Raw genomic sequence first — 18727 nt, 5'->3', positions numbered from 1 at the left:
AGACGCGAGATGTGACGCGTAACCTGCCGGCCCGAAATCCTTGGAATCGCTTACGGTCAACGAACCCGGCGACCGGTCGTCGGACGGGTGCCCCCGGTCGGATTCGAACCGACACTCGGACCCTTTTAAGGGGCCTGCCTCTGCCATTGGGCTACGGGGGCCCTGCCGGCTCCAGCTCGAGCCGGCCCCACGATTGTGCCGCGCCGACCCGGGACAGCAGGATGGCCGCATGCGTGACACGACCGTGTGGCGGGCCCCCGTCCGCTACGCCGAGGCCGATCAGCAGGGCGTCGTGTTCAACGCGCACTACCTGCTGTGGTGCGACGAGGCGATGGGCGCCTTCTGCTCGGGACGCGGCCTGGACGCGATGGTCGAGCAGGTGCGGCTCAAGACGTCCACCCTCACCTGGACGTCGCCGGCCCGCTGGGGCGAGACCGTCGAGGTCGACGCGCGCTGCGACGACGTCGGGCGGACGAGCCTGACGATGCGCTTCGTCGTGCGCGTCGGCAATCGGGCCTGCTGCGAGGTCGCCACCGTGTACGTGCTGGCGGACGCCGACGGAGCACCGCAACCGGTGTCGGACGCCGACCGCGCCGCCCTGCTCGCCTAGCGCTCGGCCAGTTCCGCCGCGCGACCCAGCACGGCGTCGAGCATGGGTTCGGTCAGCCGTCCGGTGAAGGTGTTCTGCTGGCTGACGTGGTAGCAGGCGAGCAGCGTGCGCCCGTCGACGACGGCCTCGACGCCGTGGCCGAACTTCGGCAGGGCCGGCACCGGGATACCGGCCGCCCGCAGCGCCGCCGGCAGCGTCGACCACCCGAACCCACCGAGCACCACCACGGCGCGCAGACCCGGCCACAACAGCTGCAGCTCCCGCTCGAGCCACGGCCGGCAGGTGTCGCGCTCGGCGGGCGTGGGCTTGTTCGCCGGCGGCGCGCAGTGCACGGGCGCGGTGATGAACGTGTCGCGCAGCTCGAGCCCGTCCCCCGCCGTCACCGAGGTCGGTTGGTTCGCCAGACCCACCCGGTGCAGCGATGCGTACAGCCAGTCGCCGCTGCGGTCGCCGGTGAACATGCGCCCGGTGCGGTTCGCGCCGTGCGCGGCCGGGGCCAAGCCGACGATCAGCACCCGCGGGTCGGCGGCGCCGAAGCCCGCCACCGGACGCCCCCAGTACGTCTCGCCGGCGAACGCGCGCCGCTTCTCCGTGGCGACCTGCTCACGCCACGCCACCAGGCGTGGGCACGCGCGGCACACGGTCACGCGCGCGGAGACCGCGTCGTGGTTCCTCGCCCGAGCCGCCAGCGCCACGACGTCCTCGGCCGACCGCGCGACCGGCGTGCGCGGACCCGCCGGATCGCCCGGCCACCCCGAACCCGGTGACACCGTCATGCGCCGAGCTTCGCAGGTCGGCGCCACCGGTAGGGTCCGACGGGCGGGATCCGGACGAGAGTGCGAGGAGTGGCCATGGCGGTCGCGGCGAAGATCACGATGAAGCTCATCACCGTCGCGGTCAGCGTCCCGGTGACGATGGTCTCGAAGCGGCTCGTCGAGAAGGCGTGGCTCGCTGCGCGTCCCGACAACCCCCCGCGCAAGGCGAAGGACGCCGACGTCACCTTCGCCGACGCGGTCACGTGGGGCGCGATGTCCGCCGTGGGTCTCGTCGCCGCCGACCTCATCGGTCGCCGCGGGGCCGAGGCCGTCTACCGGACGCTCATCGGCACCGAACCGCCGACGTCGGCGGCCAAGTCGCCGAAGAAGCTCAAAGAGGCCGAGACCCAGCAGAAGATCGACAAGCGCCTCAAGCAGCGGGCGAAGCGCTCCGGCAAGCGCTGATCCGCCGTCCGGCCGGTCAGTCGAGCAGGCCGAGCGCGATCCCGTCGAGGATGTCGTGCGTGCTCACGACGAGTTCGGGCGCGCCCGTCGCGGCCATGACCGTGCGCAGCACCGTGGCCCCGGCGCCGATGACATCGACCCGTCCCGGGTGGATGGCTTTCACCGCTTCGCGCTCGCTGCGCGGCATGCGCACCAGCCGCTCGGCGACCTCGTCGACCTGACCCGCCGTGACGACCGCGCCGTGCACCTGCCGCGGGTCGTCGAGCTCGAGGGCGACCGCGGCCAGTGTGGTCACCGTGCCGGCGACGCCGACGAGCGGGGAACCCGGGTCGAGGGGCACGTCGGCACGGGCGAGTTCGAGCGCGACCTGCACGTCGGCGACGACGGCGGCGACCTGGTCGGCGGTGGGCGGGTCGTCGTGCAGGTGGCGCTCGGTCAGCCGGACGCTGCCGACGTCCATGCTGTGGGCACGCAGCTCGCCGCCGCGCTCGCCCAGCACGAGTTCGGTCGACCCGCCGCCGATGTCGAGCACCAGCAGCGGTCCGGCGGCGTCGGGGCGGACGCCGGCCGCGCCCGCGAACGACAGCGCCGCCTCCTCGTGCCCCGTGACGACGTCGGGTGTCACGCCCAGGACGTCGCGCACCAGCTCGGTGAACTCGTCGCGGTTCGACGCGTCGCGCGTCGCGCTCGTGGCGACCATGCGGACGCGCTGCGCCCCGTGCTCGCGGATCGCGGCGGCGTACTCGACGAGCACGGCGCGGGTGCGCTCCAGCGCCTCGGGCGCCAGCCGTCCGGTGCGGTCGACGTCCTGGCCGAGGCGGACGATGCGCAGGTCGCGCACGATGTCGCTCAGCCCGCCGGCGTCGGCATCGGCGATCAGCAGGCGCAGGGAGTTGGTGCCGCAGTCGATCGCGGCGACGCGGCCGTTCACGGCCCGCTCACGAAGCGTCCACGCACGGACCGTCGGCCCACCACTCGGGCAGTGCGGCGAGCGCCTCGTCGCCGAGCGGGTTGACGCCGGGTCCGGCCGCGAGCGAGTGGGCGACGAGCACGTGCAGGCACTTCACCCGCGTCGGCATGCCCCCGGCACTCACGCCGTCGATCTCGTCGACGTGGCCGAGCTCCTCGCGACGGGCCAGGTAGGCCGCGTGCGCGGCACGGTAGGCGGCCGCGAGGGTCTCGTCCGTCCGCAACCGCTCGGTCATCTGCCGCATCAGCCCACTGGCCTCGAGCGTGCCGATCGCCGAGGCGGCGCGCGGGCACGTCAGGTAGTAGAGAGTCGGGAACGGGGTTCCGTCCGGCAACCGGGGGGACGTCTCGACGACGTCCGGCAAGGAACACGCGCAGCGGTGCGCGACCGCGCGGATGGCCCGCGGCTCGCGGCCCAGCTGGCACCCCACGACCTCGCGGTCGCGGGGATCGAGCTCGCTCACTTGTCCGCGGCGTGGACGGTGCCCATCAACCGGTCGTTCCACGACGCGCCCTCGATGCGCCGGGGCGTGGAGGCCGTGCGCGTGCGTTCGATCTCGCTGCGCGCCCCCTTGTCGACCACCACGTAGACGGTGTCCCCGGGCATCGCCCACTGCAGTCGCTTGCGCGCCTGCTGCTGGATGTAGCCGGGGTCGCGGTACTGCTCGAGACGCTTCTGCAGCTGCGCTGCCTCGCGCCGGTGGTCCGACAGCGTCGACCCGGCGGACGCGACGTCGCTGCGGCTCGCGAGGTAGCGGTGCACCGGCGAGGCGAGCACGACGACGAGCAGGACGGCCAGGGCGCCGAGGCCCAGCGCGCGGCCGGTGAGGGCCGGCCGGCGACGTCGGCCGGCCGGCTCGACGCGCCGGGACCGCATCACGCGTCCGCCACGAACCGGGGGAACGCGCCGGCGCCGGCGTAACGGGCGGCCTCGTCGAGCTCGTCCTCGATGCGCAGCAGCTGGTTGTACTTCGCGACCCGCTCGCTGCGAGCCGGGGCCCCGGTCTTGATCTGGCCGCAGTTGGTGGCGACGGCGAGGTCGGCGATGGTGGTGTCCTCGGTCTCGCCCGAGCGGTGGCTCATCATGCAGCGGTAACCGTGGCGGTGCGCCGCGTCGACGGCGTCGAGCGTCTCGGTGAGGGTTCCGATCTGGTTCACCTTGACCAGCAGGGCGTTCGCCGCGCCGAGCTCGAAGCCGCGTGCCAGGCGCTCGGGGTTGGTGACGAACAGGTCGTCGCCCACGAGCTGCACGCGGTCGTCGAGCTGTTCGGTGAGGCCGACCCAGCCGTCCCAGTCCTGCTCGTCGAGCGGGTCCTCGACGGACACGATGGGGTAGGACTCGATCAACCCGACGTAGTACTCGATCATCTCCTCGGACGACTTCGCGCCGCCCTCGAAGGTGTAGGCGCCGTCGGCGTGGAACTCGGTGGCGGCGACGTCGAGGGCGAGCGCGATGTCGCGGCCCGGCGCGAGGCCCGTCGACTCGATCGCCTCGACGATGAGGTCCAGCGCGGCCCGGTTGGACTCGAGGTCGGGCGCGAACCCGCCCTCGTCGCCGAGGCCGGTGCCCAGGCCCTTGCTCTTCAGCACCGACTTCAGGGCGTGGTAGACCTCGGCGCCCTGGCGCAGCGCGTCGGCGAACGTGGCCGCGCCGAGCGGGGCGATCATGAACTCCTGGACGTCGACGTTCGAGTCGGCGTGGGCGCCACCGTTGAGGATGTTCATCATCGGCACCGGCAGCAGGAACGCGTTCGGCCCGCCGACGTAGCGGAACAGCGGCAGGTCCGCGGACGAGGCCGCAGCCCGGGCCACCGCGAGCGAGACCCCGAGCAGGGCGTTCGCGCCCAGCCGGCTCTTGTCCGGGGTGCCGTCGAGGTCGCGCAGCACCTGGTCGAGCGTGCGCTGCTCGCTGGCCTCGAGGCCGAGGATCTCGGGCGCGATGGTGTCGAGGACGCCCGAGACCGCCTTCTGCACGCCCTTGCCGCCGTAGCGGTCGCCGCCATCGCGCAGCTCGACCGCCTCGAAGGCGCCGGTCGACGCGCCACTGGGCACGGCGGCGCGACTCAGGGTGCCGTCGTCGAGCGCCACCTCGACCTCGACGGTCGGGTTGCCGCGCGAATCCAGGATCTCCCGTGCGCCGACCGCGTCGATGCTCGCCACTGCCGTTCTCCTTCTCGCCGACCGGACCGGTTCACCCGAACCCTATCGGCGCGCACGCACGCCCCGGCGCACCCCGGCCGGGGTGGCGGGTCGGGTCAGGAGGTGATGCGCTCGGGCGCGCCGCCGTCGTTCTGCGCCAGCTGCACCTGGTTGCGGCCGTTCCACTTCGCCCGGTAGAGCGCCCGGTCGGCGGCGTGCAACAGGTCGGACAGCTCGTCGCCGTTGGTACCGAGCACGGCCACGCCCACCGACACCGACAGCCGGTCCTCGCCCTGGCCCCGGTCGTCCAGGACGGGACGGTCGGAGATGTCGGAGACGCACAGCTGGTTCACCCGGGCCCGGATGCGCTCGGCGACGACCAGGGCGTCGTGCTGGTCGGCGTCGGGAAGGACGGCGACGAACTCCTCGCCGCCGAAGCGGCCGACGCCGTCGTACTCGCGGACGGCGGCCTTGAGCGCGCGGGCGATGCCGGCGAGCACCTGGTCACCCACCAGGTGACCGTGCCGGTCGTTGACGCCCTTGAACCGGTCGATGTCGATGATCAGCACGCCGAGCGCCGCGACGTCCCGCGCGGCGCGGGCGATCTCGCGCTGCGCCAGCTGTTCCCAGGCCGTCGCGTTCAGCAGGCCGGTCTTGGCGTCGGTGATCGCCGCCGCCTCGAGATCACGCACGAGCGCGCCACGCTGGAGCGTCACCATCGGGGCGATGACGAGGACGGCCAGCCACGGCTCGAACAGGACGGCGAGCGCGAGCAGCCCGCCGAGACACAGCGTCGCGAGCTCGAGGAGGTTGTCGTGGCGGGATCCGGCCAGGTCCCGCCAGGGGACGCCGACGAGCCGCAGCCCGCACGTCACCATCGCCCGGTTGAAGCCGGTGTAGACGAGGATGGCAACGACGACACCGGCGGCGCCACCCAGAGCCGGTGTCCGTCCGCTGAACGCCTGCTCCACCGTCTGCGACGCCCACGACGCGGCGAGGCCGCCGACGACCATGGTCGAGGACACGAACCATTTGCGGTACAGCTGCTCGCCCGCCGGACGCCACTGGCGGTACCACGCGTAGACGCACAGCGTCGACAGCATCGCGACGATCGCACCGGGCTCGAGCGCCACCGCCGCGGCCACGGCCCACACCGAGGTCATGTCGATGCGCAGCGCCGAGCTCAGCCTGATCTGCAGGCGCGCCGCGCGCCGCGCGCCCTCTTCGAACACCAGCGCGAGACCGAGCAGCCACGCCAGGGTCCACGGTGCGAGCGAGCCGGGGCCGGCGATCACGAGCGCGGCGACCACGACCGCGACGGACGCGACGTTGGTCGCGCCGACGAAGACGGCGAACCGGCGCGGCGCACTCGCGATGGCCCAGCCGCGGACGGCGGTGCCCTCCCGAGGTGTCGCGCGCACGCGTGTCGGCCCTTCGTGCAGAAGGCGACCGGTCCGGCGGCCGGCCGCGGAGTTGCCCGGCGCAGCATGCGCCGGGACGCCGGACGCGAGCGCGTCCGGATCGGCTCATCGTATCCGCCGATCACCGATAGCGACAGCCGAAGCACCGCCGGACAACAGATGCAGACGCAAATTTAACCGGTCCGCCGCGGCGTGGTTTCGGTTTATCCGACCGGGGTCGAATTCGCGCGTCGGGTGCTCTATATTTTGGGTACTAGCGGTGAGCGCCTTTCCGGTGGGCGCACGACACCGCGGCAGTTCTTCCCCGTTGTGGCTAACAACAATTTCATGTTGTGCTTCACGACAATTTCATCCCCCCTCCCCCTCCCGCGCCTGCGGTGACGCCTCGATCCCCCCGAGAGGAGTCGTCATGAACACCTGGCACCTCTGAGCCTCCTCCCGGCGCCCCGCGCCGGTCGCTCCGCCGTTCCCGAACCGAGCCCCGAGGAGATGTCGTGAACACCTGGCACCTGTGAGCCGCCGCCCCGTACCCGCCGTCCGACGACCGTGGCCGTTGTGATCGATCACCGGTCCCGATACCGACCCAGGAGACACCCGTGAACACCTGGCACCTCTGAGCCGCAGCACGTACCCCTTGCCCGCCACCGGCCCCGCCTGCACCGCACCCGGGGCACCCCATCGCCGAGGAGATCCGATGAACACCTGGCACCTCTGATCCGCCGCAACGGCAGTCCCCTTCGCGTGCGCACGCCGTCCCGCATCCGGGAGCGATGACACCGCACGCCGGACGCCGGTCCACTCACCTCTCCCACGCGCCCCGGCGCCCGCCCGTCACCCGACGTCGCCAGCGGCCTGCCGCACGTCTCGGGACGCGTCCACCCGACAACTCGGCCCGGCCCCGGGTCCCGTCGGGCGGCGCACGTCGCCGCCCCGACCCGACGACTGCCGGCGACCCGCGTCCCCGCGATCAATTGCGCAGAGTAATTGCAGATAACGATGCGCAATTGCTATCTCACGCAAATTCGATAACGGTCCGAGGCAGACATTGCCGCAACCGGCGATAAGGGCTTCACGAGCAATTTACCGGAACACGGAGTCCGCACCCGGAACCGACGCCGATCGACGCACCGCGACACGTCCGATCAGGTGGTACTCGGCGTCATCTGGTCACGCAGCGTGACGGTCTGGTTCGTCGGAGGTCCGGCCGGCACCGGCCCAGCCGGCGACACGGCGACCCCGACGGTGGCCGGCGACACCGCGGCCCGGCCGAACCAGGCCGCCCCGACGGCGCCGAGGGCGCCGGCGACGCCGATCGCCGCGGCGGGCGACCACAGGGTGCCCACGGCGCCGAACACCACGACCCCGACGCCCTGGACGGCCAGCAGGACCGCCCCGACGACGCCCACCACCTCGGAACGATGACGTTCCGGTACCGCGAGGATGACCGTCGAGCTGACATGCACGACGTACGCGGCGCAGACGCCCGATAGCGCCCAACAGACGGCGGCCGCCCACCAGTCACCTCCGGCCCAGGTGACCGGCGCGCACACGACGAGCGGCAGTCCGGCCGCGATCGCGCCCCACCGCGAGACCCGGTCCCGCCGCGACGGCGCGACCCGCATGAGCGCAGCGGCGCCCACGGCGCCGCCGAGCGCGCCGGCCGCGAGCAGCAGGCCGACCTGACCGACCGTCGCCCCGATCTGACCACCGAACGGGACCGCGAGGCCCTCGGGCACCACGAAGAAGCCGATGCACAGCGAGAGCGCGAACGCCGCTCGGATCCTGCGGTCGCGCCAGAGGTGCTCGACGACGGGGCGACGCGCCGGTTCCGGATCGACGGGGTCGGACGTGGTCACGGGGTCGGCCCCGCCCCGGGCATCGTCCTCCTGGCGCGGCAGTCCGACGGCCACGAGCAGCGCCGAGATGCCGAACGTCGCCGCGTTGATCGCGAGCGCACCCGACGGCCCCAGGAGGGCGACGAGAGCGCCCGCGAACGCGAAGCCCAGGATCTGCGCGGCCTGGCTGGTCACCAGGCGCAGCGCGTTGGCCGTCGTGAAGGCGTCGGCGTCCATCCGGGTCGACAGCAGTCCCAGCTGCGCGGCGGAGAAGACCGGCCCGACGGCCACCGCCAGCACGACCAGGGCGCCGACTCCCGCGAGCCAGGGCGTCACCGCGAGCATGAGCAGGAAGCAGGCCGCCCGCACCAGGTCGCACCCGATCATGACGGCGCGCCGCGGCCATCGATCGCCGAGGCGGGCGAGCAGGAAGCCCCCCAGGACGGCCGGGACGAAGGTGGCCGCGTAGGTCACGGCGGTCGCCGGGACCGAGCCCGTCCGCCGGAACACCAACACCGACAGCGCCACGCGGGCGAGCTGGTCGCCGATGATCGACTGCGCTTCGACGGCATAGAGCACGCGGAACGTCCGGTCGCGCAACAGCCGGCGGACGGCCACCCGCTCCTCGGTGCGCGCGCGGTGCCGTCCCATGATCGGAAACCCTAGTGAGCCGAGGTCCGCCCGCCGTGAAGTCGCAGGAAGGACCTGTCGCGCATTGTGATCCTCTGTCCGACAGACCCCGCCATACCCGGCGGTAGCCACCGCCCCCATGTCGCGACTTGTCAGAGCATGGCCGGATTGAAGCTCGGTTTCGATCAACGAGCAGTCACGGCTTGTACATGACGATCACGCAGGGTTATGCTTCTGCCGTCCCGGCCGGTAGTTCCCCCCGTACTCCCGGCCGGGATCTTTCATGTCCGGGGCACGGACCGTGCACTGGCCCGTCCGAGAGGCGGACGGTCACTCACCGGAGTCGGCGCGGTCCCGGGTGCGCTCGGCCTCGACGATCTGGTCCCGCAAGCGGCGCGCGCGGCCGCGCAGCGCCGCCTCCGGATCCACCCCGGCCTCGTGCGCCTCGGCGACGAGCGCGAGCAGCCGGTCGCCGATCGACCCGGCGACATCCGGGTCCGGGTCGGGGTCGGCGTCCGAACCGTGTTCCCCCGCCTCGGGCAGCACGCCCGCCCGCCGGCCCCGGGACCACAGCTTCGCGGCGAGGGCCAGCGCCGGCTGCGCCAGCGGCACGCCGTCGACGGCCGACGTCCGCCCCTTCTCGGCGACCTTCTGGGCCTCCCACGTCTCGTTCAGCTGATCGGCGGTGTGCGCGCGGCCCGCGTCCGGGCCGAAGACGTGAGGATGCCGCCGCACCAACTTCGCGACCAGATCGGACGCGACCTCGTCGATGCCGAACGCGGTCCCGGGGTCGGCCTCCTGCGCGATGCGGGCGTGGAAGAGCACCTGCAGCAGCAGGTCGCCCAGCTCCTCGCGCAGCAGGACGGCGTCGCCGGTCTCGATGGCCTCGACGACCTCGAAGCACTCCTCGACCAGATAGCGCGTGAGCGACTCGTGCGTCTGCTCCGCGTCCCAGGCGCATCCACCCGGCGAGCGCAGCGTGTCCATGACCTCGGCCGCCCGACGGAGCGGATCGGCCGAGGAGGGAGCGGGCCGCGCGCCGGTCAGGGGGTCGCGCCCGGATCCGTCGCCGGGTCCTGCCCCGCTCCGGCGCCGCCGGCGGACGTGCCCGTGAGCTCGAGGAACGGCGGCGCGCCGGCGCCCGCCGACCCGTCGAACGCCAGGTTCTTCGAGTCCCAGGTGCCGTAGCGCGGGTTGACCGACACCGGGAACTTCAGGCCGGTGACGACCGAACGCAGGTCGACGCCACGCTGTTGGGCGAGCTGCAGCACCTGGGAGTAGATCTGGGTGCGCAGCCACAGCGTGGTGAACGAGCCGGAGTACCCGCGGATGCCGGCCTGCCGCAGCACGTCGGAGACCGACGAGCCGGCGAGCGCCTGGTCACGTACCTGCTGCAACGTGGACTCGCTGGGCTTGCCGCCGGGCAGCTTGCCCAGCACGCGGTCGAACAGCTTGTTGTAGATCAGCGTCTCGACGACGAACGCCCGGGTCGGCACCTGACCACTGCCGTTGGCACCGGAGACGGGCCGGGCGGCGGGCGTCAGGTAGTCGCTGATGTCGGACTCGGAGTACCGCGTGCCGTCGATCGTGGCGGCGTAGCCGACGTTCGTGCGGCACGCGGTCAGCGAGACGAGGGCGAGCACGGCGGCGAGGACGCCGCCCACGATCCGATTGCGCACGCCGCCAAGAATGTCATGCACCTGCGCTCACGCCCCGACCGGCTGCGGCGCGAACGACTCGAGCAGCTCACCGCACCACCGCAGCAACGGGATGTCGCGCAGCGGCTCGCCACCGAAGCGGGCCTCCGCGAAGGACCCGTCCGGCTTGACGACACCCTTGGGACGCGGCACCGCGACCGTGGCCACCGCCTGCTTGTACTGCGACTTGTCGTACACCCGCCGCAACCTGATCTGGGCCGACTCGGGCAGGTCGACCGGTGAGAAGCGGACGGTGCCGCCCTGGGCGCCACCGCCCTGCAACGACACCTCGGTGACACCGAAGCGGCGGCACAACACCTTGAACCGGGCGACGGCCAGCAGGTTCTCGACCTGCGGCGGTATCGGCCCGTAGCGATCGAGCAGTTCGGCGCGGACGGCGTCGACGGCCTCGTCCGACGTGGCGGACGCGAGCGCCCGGTAAGCCTCCAACCGCAACCGCTCCCCCGGCAGGTAGTCGACGGGGAGGTTGGCGTCGATCGGCAGGTCGACCTTGACCTCGGTCTGCTCCTCGGGCGACTCGCCGCGGTAGTCGGCGACCGCCTCGCCGACGAGCCGCACGTACAGGTCGAACCCGACGCCGGCGATGTGGCCCGACTGCTCGCCGCCGAGCAGGTTGCCGGACCCCCGGATCTCGAGGTCCTTCATGGCGACGGCCATACCCGCGCCCATCTCGGTGTGCTGGGCGATGGTGGCGAGCCGGTCGTACGCGGTCTCGGTCAGCGGCCTCTCGGGCGGGTAGGTGAAGTAGGCGTACCCGCGCTCGCGGCCGCGGCCGACGCGGCCGCGCAGCTGGTGCAGCTGCGACAGGCCGAAGGTGTCGGCGCGGTCGACGATGAGCGTGTTGGCGTTGGGGATGTCGAGGCCGGACTCGACGATCGTCGTCGCGACGAGGACGTCGAACTCCTTCTGCCAGAACCCGACCATGATCTGCTCGAGGGCGCCCTCGGCCATCTGCCCGTGCGCGACGGCGATGCGCGCCTCGGGCACCAGCTCGTGCAGCGTCGAGGCCGCTCGGTTGATCGACTCGACGCGGTTGTGGACGTAGAAGACCTGTCCCTCGCGCAGCAGCTCGCGGCGGATCGCGGCGGACACCTGGCGCGGGTCGTAGGCGCCCACGAAGGTGAGGATCGGGTGCCGCTCCTCGGGCGGGGTGAGGATCGTCGTCATCTCGCGGATGCCGGTCAACGACATCTCGAGCGTGCGCGGGATCGGCGTCGCCGACATCGTCAGCACGTCGACGGCCGTCCGCAGGCCCTTCAGGTACTCCTTGTGCTCGACGCCGAAGCGCTGCTCCTCGTCGACGATGACGAGGCCGAGATCCTTGAAGCGGACGGTCTGCTGCAGCAACCGGTGCGTGCCGATCACGATGTCGATCGAGCCGTCGACGATGCCCTTGCCGATCTCGTCCAACTCCGACGCCGGCGTGAACCGGGACATCTCCTTGATCGTCACCGGGAACTGCGCCATGCGCTCGGTGAACGTCTGCAGGTGCTGGTGCGACAGCAGCGTGGTCGGCACGAGGACGGCGACCTGCTTGCCGTCCTGCACCGCCTTGAACGCCGCGCGGACGGCGACCTCGGTCTTGCCGTAGCCGACGTCGCCGCAGATGACGCGGTCCATCGGCTGCGGCTTCTCCATGTCGGCCTTGACCTCGTCGATCGCGGCCATCTGGTCGGGGGTCTCGACGTAGGCGAACGCGTCCTCGAGCTCGCGCTGCCAGGGGGTGTCCGGACCGAACGCGTGGCCCTTCGTGGCCATGCGTGCGCTGTAGAGCCGGATGAGCTCGGCGGCGATCTCCTTGACCGCCTTGCGGGCACGGCCCTTGGTCTTGGCCCAGTCGGCGCCGCCGAGGCGCGACATCGACGGCGCCTCGCCGCCGACGTACTTGGTCACCTGGTCGAGGGCGTCGGTGGGGACGAACAGCCGGTCCGGCGGCTGGCCCTTCTTCGACGCGGCGTACTCGATGATGAGGTACTCGCGCTCGCCGCCGTTGATCGTCCGACGGACCATCTCGATGTAACGGCCCACGCCGTGGTGCTCGTGCACCACGAAGTCGCCCGCCTTCAGCTGGATGGGGTCGATCGCGTTGCGCCGCCGCGACGGCATGCGGCTGGTGTCCTTCGTGACCGATCCACGCTGCCCGGTGAGGTCGGCCTCCGTCAGCATCGCGATCTTCAGCGACGGTGCGACGAGGCCACCGAGCAGGCGTCCGGTGGTCACCTCGACGACGCCGGCCTCGCCGGACGGGCTCGACTCGAGCCGGGCGGGGATCTCAGCGGCGTTCAGGCGTTCGACCGCCCGGGTCGCCGACCCGTGCCCGTCGAAGACGAGGGTGACCCGCCAGCCGTCGTGCGCCCAGCGCTTCAGGTCGGCCAGCGCGGCGTCGATGTCGCCGCGGTAGGCCGGGGCCGCCTCGAAACCGCTGGCGGCGACCTCCGGGTCGTCGGAGGTGAGGGCGGTGACGCCCCACCACGGCACCCCCAGCTCGGCGGCGTGCGCGCGCACGTCGTCGAGGTCGCGCAGTGACGCGGCGCCCAGGTCGACCGGCGCGGTGCCGCCGCCGGCCGCGGCCGCCCACGAGGCGTCGAGGAACTCCTGCGAGGTGTGGACGAGATCGGCGGCGCGGGTACGGATGCGCTCGGGGTCGCAGAGCACGACGAGGCTGTCGGCGGGCAGGACGTCGAGGACGAGTTCGAGGTCGTCGACCAGTGCAGGCGCGAGCGATTCCATGCCCTCGACCGCCTCGCCCCGGCTGATCGGGTCGAGCAGCTCACCGAGCTCGGGGTGGTCGGCCAGCAGCGCCTTGGCGCGCTCGCGGACGGGCTCGGTCAGCAGCAGCTCACGGCAGGGAGCCGCCCACAGCCCGTGTTCGGCGATCTCGAGCGATCGCTGGTCGGCGACCTTGAAGTAGCGGATCTCCTCGACCTCGTCGCCCCAGAACTCCACCCGCAGCGGGTGCTCCTCGGTGGGCGGGAAGACGTCGAGGATGCCGCCGCGGACGGCGAAGTCGCCCCGCTTCTCGACGAGCTCGACGCGGCTGTACCCGGCGTCGACGAGGGCGATCACGAGGTCGGTGAGGTCGCGTCCGCTGTCACCGGGGTGCAGCTCGACCGGCTCGAGGTCGCCCAGGCCCGGGACCTGCGGTTGCAGCAGCGCCCGGACGGGTGCCACGACGACCGCCGGACGGTCGAGACCGGCGCCGTCGGCGGGGTGGGCGAGCCGGCGCAGGACGGCGAGGCGCTGGCCGACCGTGTCGGCGCGCGGCGACAGCCGCTCGTGGGGCAACGTCTCCCAGCCCGGGAACAGCGCGACGCGGTCCGGGGGCAGCAGGCAGCGCAGGGCGAGCGTCAGGTCATAGGCCTCGCGCTCGCCCGACGCGACGGCCAGGACGGTGCGCCCGCCCGCCGCCGCGGCGAGGGCGAACGGCTGGACGGCGGACGGGCCGCTGATCGCGAGCTCGGGCGGGGCGGGCGAGGCGGCGGCGCGATCGGCGACGGCGGCCAGGGCGGGATCGGTGACGGCGAACGGGACGAGACCGGTGAGTGACACGGGCGTTTCGGGCCTTTCGTTACAGCACGAATGACCCCGTTCCGGACAGCGGAGGGGGTCTGCTCCGAGAGTACGCGGGAGCACCGACGACGGCCGGTGCGGACAGGCTCGGGCTGCACGAACGCCGCGCACCCACTAACCTGCGTCTGACAGCAGCTTCACGGGCAGGGGGCCTGTCGACAGCTGCCGTGTTTCGCAAATCGGGGGATTTCGCGATGTCGCTCGCCGCGACGTTGCGTCGCGCACGCACGGCGACGCTCGCCACCACCGTTGCGGCGTGCGCCGTGACGGCGTTCGGCGCACCGTCGGCGACCGCGGCTCCCTACCCGCCCAGCGAGCCCTGCGCGTTGTCGGCAACCACGCTGTCGGCCTCCGCGAGCGCCCACTCCTACCAGCTCACCGGCGCCGGCCTCGGTGCGTCGCTGCCGGTGCATCTCGAGCAGAACGCGCCCGACACCGACCTCGGCTGGGTGCGGACGGACGGCGACGGGCGGTTCCGCGCCACGGTCACCCTGCGCGCTGCAGACCGCGGCGCGACGGACGGTGCCCCGGCAGGCACCGGCGACGTCCCCACCGGCAGCAGCAGCACCGGCAGCAGCACCACCACCAGCAGCACCACCAGCACCAGCAGCAGCAGCAGCAACAGCGCGGCCATCGACGACCGCCGCGACGAGCCCGTCACGTTCGCGGCGACGTCCGCGGTGGCCACGTGCACGGTGCCGCGTCCGCCGGACACCGGCAACGGTCCCACCCGCGCCCCGTCCGATTCCTCACCCGGCGCGCCCGGCGGTGCGCCGGGGTCCGGGTCGCCGCAGCCGGGGTCGTCGGACGGCGTCCCGGGGCAGGGCGGCGGTCCGACCGGAGCGACAGGACCGACGGGGTCCGCAGACCCAGCGGGACCCTCCGGCGCCCCGGGTTCGGGAACGTCGTCGGGAGCCGGAGCGCCCTCCGCGAGCGGCGGTACGTCCCCGTCGTCGTCGGAACCCGCAGCGCCGACCGCGCCGTCCGCCTCGTCGCCACCGGCCACGTCCGGTGGCGATGCGACCACCCCGCCGCTGGCCGAACCCCGTCCGGGTGCCGACACACCGATCGGTGTCGGGCTGGGCATCGCTGCCGCGCTCCTGGTCCTCGGTACGCTCGCGGTGCTCCTGCTCACCCGCAGGCCGGACCACTCCCGGTGACGTCCGCGCCCCAGCAGTGTCGGCCGGAACACCGTTCGGCACGTCGCTCGTCGGACGACTCGACTCGGGTCTCGAGCCGGGACTGTCCAGCACATTCGGGCCCAAGGGCCTGGTATCGACTCGCGTCATGTTCATGTAAGGTGAGCACTCGTACCTAACGAGCGCCTAAAATTTCGGGGGAAAAGCGCCGTGAAGAGTTCTGCTGTCGTACGCCGCGTTGCTGCGGTCGCCATCACCGTCTTCGCCTTTATGGCCCTGCTGGGAACCGGTGTCGCTTCGGCCGACCCGTACCCGCCGGTCAATCCCACCCAGTCGAACAACCCGGTGTGCTCGACGGCGCCGAACGGCAACGGTGGCGTCGTGATCGGTGGCCGCAACAACGGCGCCTGCAACATCGACGACCAGCAGCGCAACCGGAGCGACAACTCGAAGCAGACCCGCACCGCGAACACAGGTTTCGCGACGCTCACCGCGTCGGTCATCGCGCTCGCGCTGCTCGGTGGCGGTGTCGCCCTGGTCGTCGCCGGCCGTCGCCGTCGCCACAGCTGACCCCTGTTCGGTCAGCAGCACCTGACTCACATCGTTTCCGCGGGCCGGCGTCCTACGCCGGCCCGCGGACTCGTCATGACCGGAGTCCGCGATGAGTGACGATGCCGCCCCGGACGACGCATCGACGGACGAGCCGGTCGAGAAGCCGGCGGGCCGAGGCGCCGCCCTCCGCCGCCGACTGCCGTCCGTGCTGGGCTGGTCGGCCCTGGGGCTCGTCGTCGTCGGTCTCGCCTGGATCGTCGTGACCGGCTTGCTCGCGCGTTCACGGCTGGACGACGCACAATCCGACATTCGTGACTTACGCCGAGCCGTAATGTCGGGCGATCTCGCGAAGGCAGATCGCCTGGTGAGCGCCATCAGCTCCAAGACTCACTCCGCATACGAGTTGACGTCCGGCCCCGCGTGGTGGGTCGGCGCCAATCTGCCCGTTGTCGGGACGCCGATGCAGACGAGTCGCGTCCTGGCACGGGAAACGGATCGTCTGAGCCGCGATGCGCTCCCGGTCGTAGTGCGGCTGTCAAAGCTGGTACCGCGGTCGACAGCGGCGACGACCTCACTCGATCTGGACGCCCTTGCCGAGATCGCGCCGTCGCTGCACCGAGCCGCGGTAGCGAGTACCGAGGCTCGCGCGGCGATGGCCGGTACCTCATCATCCTGGTTGCCCGTGGTGTCATCCGCCCGGCGTTCCGTTCTGAATAGCGTCTCGCGGCTCGACGGCGAGCTCGAGGGTGCGGATCGAGCCGTCGGGCTGGCCGTGCCGATGCTCGGACAGCACGGCGTGAAGCGCTACTTCGTCGGATTCATGAACGAGGCCGAGGCCCGCGGTGGGGGCGGTATTCCCGGCGCGTTCGCCATCGTCGCCGCGAATCACGGCCGCATCACCTTTGAACACTTCGGGACCGACAACGACCTGCGGGGAACCGCGGCCAACATCGAGCTGCCTTCGGACGTGCGCGCCAGGTATGCCGGCTCCGACATCACCGGGACCTTCCCGAACTCGAACCTCAGCCCGGACTTCGGCATCGCGGGCCGAATCTGGGCGCGGACCTGGGAACGCAAGACGGGCGAGCGGGTCGACGGAGCGATCGCGATCGACCCGACGGCAATCGGTTACCTGCTGAAGGTCACCGGGCCTGCCCGAAGCGACGTGGTGCCTGGCGGCATCATCGCGGCTTCGTCGGTGGTGGCGTTGACACAGCAGCTGCAGTACAAGCTGTATCCGCTGAATACCAAGCCCGAGAAGCAGGCGCGCAAGAAATTCCTCGTCTCCGTCGCACGATCAGTCTCCGAGAAGTTGACGACATTCGGTCGACCCGCCGGGTTGGTTCGGGCGCTGTCAAAGGCCGCTTCCGAGCGCAGACTCCTGCTGTGGAGCGCCGACGCCGACCTAGAGAGTTCGCTGCGCGCTTCGGGCTGGGGCGGGACCCTGGGCACCGCCGACGGTGCGCCCTACAGCGGATTTGTCGTGAACAATGCGGCCGGCAGCAAACTGGACTATTACCTCCAGCGCAGGATGACGTACAGGCGCGACAACTGCTCAGCGGGCGGTGAGGCTCACGCGACACTGCGCGTGACGAACGGCGCCCCGCGTAAGGGTCTACCGCCCTACGTGACCATCCGCGCGGACAAACCGGGTCGGTACAGCCCCGGTGACAATCGGATGCTGGTCACCTATTACGCCGACCGCACCGCCGAGGTGCGATCGGTGGAGGTCGACGGGAAGTCCATTCCGTTCGTCGTTCAGTACGAGGGTGCAACGAGGACCGTCACCATCACGCTCGAGCTGGCGGCTGGTGCTACTCGGACCGTCGCGGTCGCCGTACGCGAACCTGCCGCGGACGGCCCCGTGGAGGTACTGCGCCAGCCGGGGGTCCGGCCCATAAAGGTCGACCTGTCCGGCGATCGATGCCGTTGAGTTCAGTGAGAGCACGTCGCTTCGCTGGCGAGAGTGCCGCTAGGCGCCAGGCGGTGACCACGCCCGCAGGTCGACGCCGCAGAGGCCCTCGAGCAACTCGCGGTCGGCGAGCAGGGTGGGTCCGAGCCGGGAGATGACCTCGCGGGGTACGTCGTATTCGTCGATGTCGACGTCCTTGCTGAGCATTCGCGCCACCGCGCCACGGACGGGCAGCGGAACGCTATTGCGCGCCCACCTGAGCAAGCGTGGATGCGACTTCACCGAGGCGCCCAGGCGACCCACCGTCCGACGCTGCGAACTGTCGTTGTCGCGTCGGGCGGCCGATGTCGCCGGAGTCGGCTCGAGGTCCAGGAAGTCGTGCACCCTTGTGAGGACCAACGAAGGATCACGCTTCAGGTCCTCGCTCAGCACCACGAGCATCTGCTCGGCCGGGAACACCTGCCGGTACAACGACAGTTGTCGACCGTAGAGGCTGGTGTCGACGTAGCCCGATCCCGGGACGATCGCGTCGGCAGGAGCCCGTTGCTCACGCCCGGAAAGGCGATTGTGTACGTAATGGCTCCGCAGCCGTTCGACAGGATCTCTCAGCAAGTAGACGAGTTTCACCGCCGGCAGGAGCGTGTGGATCCGCTCGGGCACGCCCGGGAAGGACGCGGCTTTCGTGTAGTTCGTCGAGCCCTCACCGCAGAGGGCGCCCGGCGGCGCTGAGGCGAATAGCGCTCGGTACCAGGCCAGGTTGCGGGAGTCGTTCGGCGACGCGACGAAGAAGTCCGGTTCTTTTGGAATCGAGAAGAACACGCCCGGATGTTCGCCCAGATATGCGCACAGACTGGTCGTGCCCGACTTCATGGCGCCGATGACGATGAAACCGGGAAGCTGCGGCTCGGCGCTCACTCGGCACACTCTATCCACGAATTGCGCTCCGGCCGGCGGACGACAGGCACTGTCTCGTGGGATCATCGGCGGGTACTGCGGCTGTTTGCGCCCGCGT

At 71.6% G+C, this 18727-nt stretch carries 16 protein-coding genes and 1 tRNA gene; 5 read left to right on the top strand and 12 right to left on the bottom strand.

Annotated features, from left to right (window positions below; genetic code table 11):
* Positions 1 to 88: 88 nt before the first annotated feature.
* Positions 89 to 161, bottom strand: a tRNA-Leu gene (locus ACYVP9_RS00655).
* Between the two features lie 68 nt (positions 162 to 229).
* On the opposite strand from ACYVP9_RS00655, the gene ACYVP9_RS00650 reads away from it, so the two are divergent.
* Positions 230 to 610 carry an acyl-CoA thioesterase gene (locus ACYVP9_RS00650; protein ID WP_460602755.1) on the top strand — a complete coding sequence of 127 codons (381 nt, stop codon included), beginning with the start codon at positions 230 to 232 and terminating at the stop codon, positions 608 to 610.
* Here ACYVP9_RS00650 and ACYVP9_RS00645 read toward each other — a convergent pair.
* Positions 607 to 1386, bottom strand: coding sequence for a uracil-DNA glycosylase (locus tag ACYVP9_RS00645; RefSeq protein WP_460602754.1), 780 nt, complete (start codon positions 1384 to 1386; stop codon positions 607 to 609). The genes ACYVP9_RS00650 and ACYVP9_RS00645 overlap by 4 nt on opposite strands.
* A gap of 75 nt (positions 1387 to 1461) precedes the next feature.
* Here ACYVP9_RS00645 and ACYVP9_RS00640 point away from each other — a divergent pair, with 75 nt between their 5' ends.
* Positions 1462 to 1830 carry a DUF4235 domain-containing protein gene (locus tag ACYVP9_RS00640; RefSeq protein ID WP_460602753.1) on the top strand — a complete coding sequence of 123 codons (369 nt, stop codon included), beginning with the start codon at positions 1462 to 1464 and terminating at the stop codon, positions 1828 to 1830.
* 16 nt (positions 1831 to 1846) lie between these two features.
* Here the strand turns inward: ACYVP9_RS00640 and ACYVP9_RS00635 are convergent, their stop codons facing one another.
* The 9 genes from ACYVP9_RS00635 to mfd form a co-directional block, all read right to left on the bottom strand.
* Positions 1847 to 2761 carry a Ppx/GppA phosphatase family protein gene (locus tag ACYVP9_RS00635; protein WP_460602752.1) on the bottom strand — a complete coding sequence of 305 codons (915 nt, stop codon included), beginning with the start codon at positions 2759 to 2761 and terminating at the stop codon, positions 1847 to 1849.
* 7 nt (positions 2762 to 2768) lie between these two features.
* Positions 2769 to 3263, bottom strand: coding sequence for a DUF501 domain-containing protein (locus ACYVP9_RS00630; RefSeq protein WP_460602751.1), 495 nt, complete (start codon positions 3261 to 3263; stop codon positions 2769 to 2771).
* A complete protein-coding gene (locus ACYVP9_RS00625) occupies positions 3260 to 3676 on the bottom strand; it encodes an FtsB family cell division protein (protein ID WP_460602750.1) in 417 nt (138 codons plus the stop codon). The genes ACYVP9_RS00630 and ACYVP9_RS00625 overlap by 4 nt, the downstream gene beginning before the upstream one ends.
* The gene (eno, locus tag ACYVP9_RS00620) at positions 3676 to 4959 is read right to left on the bottom strand and encodes a phosphopyruvate hydratase (RefSeq protein ID WP_460602749.1); all 1284 of its coding nucleotides are present in this window, start codon (positions 4957 to 4959) and stop codon (positions 3676 to 3678) included. The genes ACYVP9_RS00625 and eno overlap by 1 nt, the downstream gene beginning before the upstream one ends.
* A gap of 95 nt (positions 4960 to 5054) precedes the next feature.
* A complete protein-coding gene (locus ACYVP9_RS00615; protein WP_460602748.1) occupies positions 5055 to 6359 on the bottom strand; it encodes a GGDEF domain-containing protein in 1305 nt (434 codons plus the stop codon).
* A gap of 1142 nt (positions 6360 to 7501) precedes the next feature.
* Positions 7502 to 8845 (bottom strand): MFS transporter, encoded by a 1344-nt coding sequence (locus tag ACYVP9_RS00610; RefSeq protein WP_460602747.1) that lies wholly within the window; start codon positions 8843 to 8845, stop codon positions 7502 to 7504.
* A 309-nt stretch (positions 8846 to 9154) separates the two neighbouring features.
* Positions 9155 to 9811, bottom strand: coding sequence for a MazG nucleotide pyrophosphohydrolase domain-containing protein (locus ACYVP9_RS00605; RefSeq protein ID WP_460602746.1), 657 nt, complete (start codon positions 9809 to 9811; stop codon positions 9155 to 9157).
* 56 nt (positions 9812 to 9867) lie between these two features.
* The gene (locus ACYVP9_RS00600; RefSeq protein WP_460602745.1) at positions 9868 to 10503 is read right to left on the bottom strand and encodes a hypothetical protein; all 636 of its coding nucleotides are present in this window, start codon (positions 10501 to 10503) and stop codon (positions 9868 to 9870) included.
* 27 nt (positions 10504 to 10530) lie between these two features.
* Positions 10531 to 14091, bottom strand: a complete 3561-nt coding sequence (mfd, locus tag ACYVP9_RS00595) for a transcription-repair coupling factor (RefSeq protein ID WP_460602744.1) — start codon at positions 14089 to 14091, stop codon at positions 10531 to 10533.
* Between the two features lie 215 nt (positions 14092 to 14306).
* On the opposite strand from mfd, the gene ACYVP9_RS00590 reads away from it, so the two are divergent.
* The 3 genes from ACYVP9_RS00590 (at position 14307) to ACYVP9_RS00580 (ending at position 17736) form a co-directional block, all read left to right on the top strand.
* Complete coding sequence (locus ACYVP9_RS00590; RefSeq protein WP_460602743.1) at positions 14307 to 15272, top strand: hypothetical protein; 966 nt, start codon at positions 14307 to 14309, stop codon at positions 15270 to 15272.
* A 249-nt stretch (positions 15273 to 15521) separates the two neighbouring features.
* Positions 15522 to 15821 (top strand): hypothetical protein, encoded by a 300-nt coding sequence (locus ACYVP9_RS00585; protein WP_460602742.1) that lies wholly within the window; start codon positions 15522 to 15524, stop codon positions 15819 to 15821.
* Between the two features lie 91 nt (positions 15822 to 15912).
* Positions 15913 to 17736, top strand: a complete 1824-nt coding sequence (locus tag ACYVP9_RS00580; RefSeq protein ID WP_460602741.1) for a DUF4012 domain-containing protein — start codon at positions 15913 to 15915, stop codon at positions 17734 to 17736.
* Between the two features lie 39 nt (positions 17737 to 17775).
* Here the strand turns inward: ACYVP9_RS00580 and ACYVP9_RS00575 are convergent, their stop codons facing one another.
* Positions 17776 to 18630, bottom strand: a complete 855-nt coding sequence (locus ACYVP9_RS00575; protein ID WP_460602740.1) for a sulfotransferase family protein — start codon at positions 18628 to 18630, stop codon at positions 17776 to 17778.
* Between the last annotated feature and the right edge of the window lie 97 nt (positions 18631 to 18727).

Source organism: Jatrophihabitans fulvus (assembly GCF_054781375.1).
This window is presented reverse-complemented; position numbering and strand designations above follow the sequence as displayed.

What these genes read in the sequence shown, in the direction of transcription:
- ACYVP9_RS00590 (WP_460602743.1), top strand. Translation starts at nt 14,307, where the DNA reads ATGTCGCTCGCCGCGACGTTGCGTCGCGCACGCACGGCGACGCTCGCC.
- ACYVP9_RS00580 (WP_460602741.1), top strand. Translation starts at nt 15,913, where the DNA reads ATGAGTGACGATGCCGCCCCGGACGACGCATCGACGGACGAGCCGGTC.
- ACYVP9_RS00650 (WP_460602755.1), top strand. Translation starts at nt 230, where the DNA reads ATGCGTGACACGACCGTGTGGCGGGCCCCCGTCCGCTACGCCGAGGCC.
- ACYVP9_RS00625 (WP_460602750.1), bottom strand. Translation starts at nt 3,676, where the DNA reads ATGCGGTCCCGGCGCGTCGAGCCGGCCGGCCGACGTCGCCGGCCGGCC.
- ACYVP9_RS00645 (WP_460602754.1), bottom strand. Translation starts at nt 1,386, where the DNA reads ATGACGGTGTCACCGGGTTCGGGGTGGCCGGGCGATCCGGCGGGTCCG.
- ACYVP9_RS00610 (WP_460602747.1), bottom strand. Translation starts at nt 8,845, where the DNA reads ATGGGACGGCACCGCGCGCGCACCGAGGAGCGGGTGGCCGTCCGCCGG.
- ACYVP9_RS00640 (WP_460602753.1), top strand. Translation starts at nt 1,462, where the DNA reads ATGGCGGTCGCGGCGAAGATCACGATGAAGCTCATCACCGTCGCGGTC.
- ACYVP9_RS00605 (WP_460602746.1), bottom strand. Translation starts at nt 9,811, where the DNA reads ATGGACACGCTGCGCTCGCCGGGTGGATGCGCCTGGGACGCGGAGCAG.
- ACYVP9_RS00585 (WP_460602742.1), top strand. Translation starts at nt 15,522, where the DNA reads ATGGCCCTGCTGGGAACCGGTGTCGCTTCGGCCGACCCGTACCCGCCG.